Raw genomic sequence first — 5,277 nt, 5'->3', positions numbered from 1 at the left:
CCTGAAGCTGTATTCGGTGATATCAAATATAATCACGGTTTCAAAAGATTCAGACTGCGATCTAAAGCGAAGGTAATAATTGAATTTGGGCTTGTGGCTCTGGCTCATAATATAAGAAAATGGGCCAATATAAGAAATGAAATGAATGCGGTAATAAGTTAAAAAAGAACAAGAAATACCTTAAGCTTCCTACCTTATCTCTCTAAAAGTTCTAAAAATCTCCAATCAAAATAAATATCTCAACAAAATCGTATTTGAAAATTTCAATTCCCTAGAAATAACAAAATTCTATGTTTGAAAAATGAAAGAGGCTGACATACTTTTTAGCCAGCCTCTTTTTAATGTCTAGTTCTTTTCGAACATTGCTGAAATAGATTCTTCGTTATTGATTCTGCGAATTGCCTCCGCCAGCATTGAAGCTAGGCTCAATTCTCTGAAATTCTTAAGTTTTAAGAATTTATCAGATGCAGGAATTGAATCAGAAACAACAAGAGAATCAATCTGAGATTCTGCGATATTGTTGTATGCATTACCAGACAGAACCGCATGAGTACCGTATGCAATAACAGATTTTGCTCCTCTCTTCTTCAGAGCTTCAGCTGCCTTACATAAGGTTCCGCCAGTATCAATGATGTCATCAACAATGATACACTCTCTATCCTTAACGTCACCGATTAGATTCATTACTTCAGCAACATTTGGCTTTGGACGGCGCTTATCGATGATTGCGATGTCAGCATTGTTTAGTAGTTTTGCAATAGCTCTGGCTCTTACAACACCACCCATGTCAGGTGAAACTACGCAAGGATTCTGCATATTAAGAGTCTTCATATCCTCAACGAAGATTTCACTTGAGAAACAGTTATCAACTGGAACATCAAAGAAGCCCTGGATCTGTTCAGCGTGTAAATCGACGGTTAAAACTCTGTCAACACCTACGCTTGATAGGAAATCTGCCACAACTTTTGCTGTGATAGGAACACGTGCTGAACGTAAACGTCTATCCTGACGTGCATATCCGAAATAAGGAATAACGGCGGTAATACGTCCTGCAGAAGCTCTACGTAGAGCATCAATCATAACGATTAGTTCCATTAGGTTATCGTTACTTGGTGCACATGTAGACTGAATGACGAAAATATCACATCCACGAACATTTTCGTTAATCTGAACGTGAACTTCACCATCTGAAAAACGATCAACAGTAGCATCGCCTAGTCTGGTGTATAGACGATCCGCAATTTTTTTAGCTAAATCCGGAGTTGCATTTCCGGCAAAGAGCTTCATATCAGCCATAAGATGATTGATCCTGATTGATTTGATTTAAAGAAGAACTCGACTTCCATAACTAAAAGTCGACGCTATTTTAAAACTTTTGTACCTTTTTCGACAACCTTATAATGGAAATTAACGCAATTTTTACTTTATTTTATTTTTTTTGTGCAACACAAAGAAAATAAAAAAGAAAGTCATAAAGAAGTATAGGCAGAAAATTACCTATATTTAGTTTTTATGCCAAAAATAAAGAAGATTTGATGATTTTTAAGGATATTTTTACAGCTTATCAAGATCGGTAAGTACTGATGCTTTTTTAACAGATTTTGCAACAAAGCATCTGTAGCCTTCCTTAATAAATTCCTGCTGTGCTTTAATAGCGCTTTCTTTCTCGTCAAATTCTGCAAAGCATGAAGATCCACTTCCTGACATAAAAGATTTTCCATATGCTGAAAGCTTATCAAGAAGTTCTTTTACTAAAGGAAATTCTCCTATTACCACAGGGGTAAAGCAGTTCTCATATGGGGTTGACAGGAGTTCATCTAGAGTCCTTTTTGGAGAATCCTTTTTCAGTTTATCTGAAGTGAACAGTTTTGCTGTTGGAACAGAACAATCAGGAGTAACCACTAGATAATACTTCTGAGGATATTCAATTTCCAAAAGCTTTTCTCCGATACCCTCAGCAAAACAGGTTGTTCCCTTGATGAAAATAGGAACATCCGCACCAAGTCCAGCTCCAAGTTCAATAAGTTCTTCTTCGGAAAGATTAAGCTCCCAGAGCTTGTTCAGAACAAGAAGGGTGGTTGCAGCATTTGCTGAACCTCCTCCAAGACCGCCTCCCTGTGGAAGAATCTTATCTATAGATATAGTTACTCCCTTTTTACAGCCATATCTGTCCTGTAAAAGTTTTGCAGCTCTGTAGATCAGGTTCTTTTTTACATCAAAACCAAAATCAGTGGTTAGTTCTACCTTCTCATCTGAAGTCACTTCAAAGTGCATCATATCGCCATAATCTAAAACAACGAACAGAGTCTGCAGATTATGGTAACCATCCTCTCTTTTTCCTGTGATATACAGAAACAGATTAAGTTTGCATGGACTTAGAAAACTGTATTTCATGATAGATTTGAGTTAATTCAGTGCTGTAACGCTGTTGATTTTGATTAGGACTTTGTTGTTAGTACTGCCGATTTCAATGTCAGAAGGAAGAACATAGCCTCCTTTAAAGGCTTTGTACTGTTTGTAGGTAACTTTATATCCTTCTGCTAGAGTTGCGCTTTTTACGTAACCGTCGGCATCATAAGAGCACTTTCCTTCAGGAATTCCAAACATGATGTTTGGCAGTTTTTCAACAGGAATATCCAGATTGAACTGCTCTTTTAGAAGATTTCTTGCATTGTCACCGTTGAAACTTCTTCCCTGAACATCAAGATAGGTTGTTCCGTTAGCTAGAACATCAAGTTTTGCGTAGCGCATACCCATTGGACCTAAAAATTCCAGAGAAAATGCTTTGTTCTTATAGTGATAAACGCTGTTTACAGATAATCTGCTGTTATTTCTGGATGAGAATAAAGCAATTTTGTTGTTCTCTTTCAGTTCGTTTATCTTTGAAATTTTTTCAACTCTCTGCTCATAAGTAAGTTTTGAAAAATCTGTTTCTTCAATTCCACTAGAACAGGCATTAAGTAATACTGCTAAAGCACAGATAGCTGGTAAGCAAATTTTATTTTTTAACATCTTGGTGTTCCTGAGCTTCTTTTAGAATGTTATAGATTCTTACCAGCTCCTGATGAGCTGCAAATCCCTTCAGATTCAGGTCAGATGCTATCAGAGTACCAAATCTTGCCTTGCCGTTAACATGATCAAGTGCAGATTCAAATGTTTCTTTGCCAAACAGAAGCTCAAGACCGTTCTGATAATCCTCAAGCTTTAGTGAGCCTTCAGTCTTACACTCTAATATCTTGGTAATACACTGATAGAAAGCAATCTTGTCTAATGAGAAATTAACCTGATTGAATGTAATTGTCCACTGTGCATATTCAAGGGCTTTCTCATGCTCGCCGGCTGCAAGTGCTATCAGACAGCGCAATTCTCCCATACGCAGAGTTTCCCACGCAGACTTGCTGTCAGGTAGAATTCCAAGAAGAGGGCAGACCAGAGCGTCATTGTCGACATTTTCGTTTTCTAATTCATCAAGATAGCTCTTATAAGTCTCTAGAGATTCCTCGGTCTGAGGAAGTGAAAGAAGAGCTTCCTGGAAATCTATTCCACTGTTGGTGTTGTTGTAGATAAGATCATCAACAGGATAAATTTCAGACATACCAGGAACGATTGTTCTGTATACACATACTCCAAGATAATTGTATGAGCGTACATAGATATCAAAACCTAGTTTTGCAATCATATATCTTAGAGCTTTGTACTGTTCCTGAGTATTACCGCTAAAATCCCATGCAACAAAACGATAATCTGGTACTTTTTTGAACATCTGCATTGGCAGAATTCCTGTTGAGTCAACGAAATGACTCTCCAGATTTACAATATCAGAGGTTCTTTCAAGATCGAAATCAGGAGCATCAAAGTTATCAAGATCGCTGAAAGTCCTTCCCTGCATCAGTTCTGTAAGGGTTCTATCAAGAGCGACCTCAAAGATTGGGTGTGAGCCGAAAGAAGCAAAGCATGTTCCGTTACTCTGATTAAAGAGAACTACGCATACAACAGGGAATTTTCCTCCCAATGATGCGTCATAGCAGACAGCTGTTAAATTATTACCCTTTAATTCCTGAAGAGTTTTGAAAGACTTTTCATACTTGGAAAGAATTTCATCAGGGATAACCGGTAGAGCTAAACCTCTTTTGATAATTTCCTTCTTTACATATCTTTCAATGATTTCTGATAATCCCTGAACCAGAGCTTCATACTCGGTATTGCCGGCAGACATACCGTTAGAGCCATAAAGATTATCCAAAAGATTTACAGGAAAGTATACGACTTCTCCATTTCTTGCGTTGGTAAATGGAATTGAACAAACGCCTCTTGAAAATGAGGATGACTGAAGATCAACAAGATCCTCGAGGTTTAATTCTGTATTTTCTGAATAGAATTTGCGTAATGATGCGTTCAGTACATCATTTGGGATACTAGGATCCGCCTGATCAATGACAGTCCACTTCTCATCTTTGAAATGAACATAAGGTGCATTTGAATTGTCTAACCCTAGATAGTAATCTGAGAAGGATAGGTGTGTTGCAAGTCTCTCAAAGAGCTCTCCATAAGCAGAAGCTCTTGCTGCAAGTCTTGATGATCCTTTTCCATTTGTATATATGCAAGGCAAAGATGCAATCGCTAAATGCACTGAATATACGTTATCAAGAGGATTTAACCAGTTATCCTCGACAACTTCTATATTTAGTTTCTTTAAAGTATCTGTGAAATGCTCAATACTCTGCTCTAAAGGAGCATCCTTACCAACAATGGTGGTCATTTTTTATCCTATCTGAATATACATAAACAAAACACCCATATGATACCACAAAGGTCAATTCGCATTAATCGCGGGTAAAGATATGTGTCGACGTTTTTTACTAGAAAATAGGGAAAATTTCAAAGAAATGAGTTAATTCTTATTTGTCGGTCTTTTTTGCTGTTAATATTCTAATGTGTAACCTTTATTTATATATATGAATAGACAATATGAAACGACCTCCGCGAATGTAACTTCGTGGATTTACCGTGTAAACTGTAGATGTTGAAAATTAACAGATACGGATTTACCGCATACATAGGAAGGTCGTTTCAATGAATAAGATAATATATATTGGCATGGATGTCCACTCTTCAAACTTTACTTTATGTTCTTTTGAACCTGGTTATGGTTTTACTGAGGATAAAATATTTGGACAGGTCCAGTTTAAAGAGGATTTTATAAAGAACACAGAAAAGTACATCAGTAACCTTAAGAAACATAGAGAAGACATTGATGTAGTCTGTGGTTATGAAGCT

General features: G+C 37.1%; 6 protein-coding genes. 2 read left to right on the top strand and 4 right to left on the bottom strand.

Features of this window, described 5'->3' with window-relative positions; translation table 11 throughout:
* Nucleotides 1-162: transposase (locus tag B5D46_RS11665; RefSeq protein WP_143098625.1), on the top strand; the 162-nt coding region annotated here is incomplete at its 5' end.
* Nucleotides 163-345: 183 nt separating this feature from the next.
* Here the strand turns inward: B5D46_RS11665 and B5D46_RS11660 are convergent.
* From B5D46_RS11660 to B5D46_RS11645, 4 genes are all read right to left on the bottom strand, one after another.
* Nucleotides 346-1,296, bottom strand: a complete 951-nt coding sequence (locus B5D46_RS11660) for a ribose-phosphate pyrophosphokinase (RefSeq protein ID WP_078929598.1) — start codon at nucleotides 1,294-1,296, stop codon at nucleotides 346-348.
* 258 nt (nucleotides 1,297-1,554) lie between these two features.
* Complete coding sequence (gene ispE / locus B5D46_RS11655; protein ID WP_078929597.1) at nucleotides 1,555-2,394, bottom strand: 4-(cytidine 5'-diphospho)-2-C-methyl-D-erythritol kinase; 840 nt, start codon at nucleotides 2,392-2,394, stop codon at nucleotides 1,555-1,557.
* 12 nt (nucleotides 2,395-2,406) lie between these two features.
* Nucleotides 2,407-3,012: a lipoprotein insertase outer membrane protein LolB gene (locus B5D46_RS11650; RefSeq protein ID WP_078929596.1), complete on the bottom strand. Its 606-nt coding sequence runs from the start codon at nucleotides 3,010-3,012 to the stop codon at nucleotides 2,407-2,409.
* Nucleotides 2,999-4,759 (bottom strand): YcaO-like family protein, encoded by a 1,761-nt coding sequence (locus tag B5D46_RS11645; protein ID WP_078929595.1) that lies wholly within the window; start codon nucleotides 4,757-4,759, stop codon nucleotides 2,999-3,001. The genes B5D46_RS11650 and B5D46_RS11645 overlap by 14 nt, the downstream gene beginning before the upstream one ends.
* Before the next feature lie 314 nt (nucleotides 4,760-5,073).
* Between B5D46_RS11645 and B5D46_RS11640 the strand changes: the two genes are divergently transcribed.
* Nucleotides 5,074-5,277, top strand: a 204-nt coding sequence (locus tag B5D46_RS11640) for a hypothetical protein (RefSeq protein ID WP_459551248.1), incomplete at its 3' end; no start/stop codon positions are given.

Origin of the sequence: Succinivibrio dextrinosolvens DSM 3072, assembly GCF_900167015.1 — a bacterium.
GTDB lineage: Bacteria > Pseudomonadota > Gammaproteobacteria > Enterobacterales > Succinivibrionaceae > Succinivibrio > Succinivibrio dextrinosolvens.
Note: the sequence above shows the minus strand (reverse complement) of the source record. Positions and strands in the feature narration are given on the sequence as shown.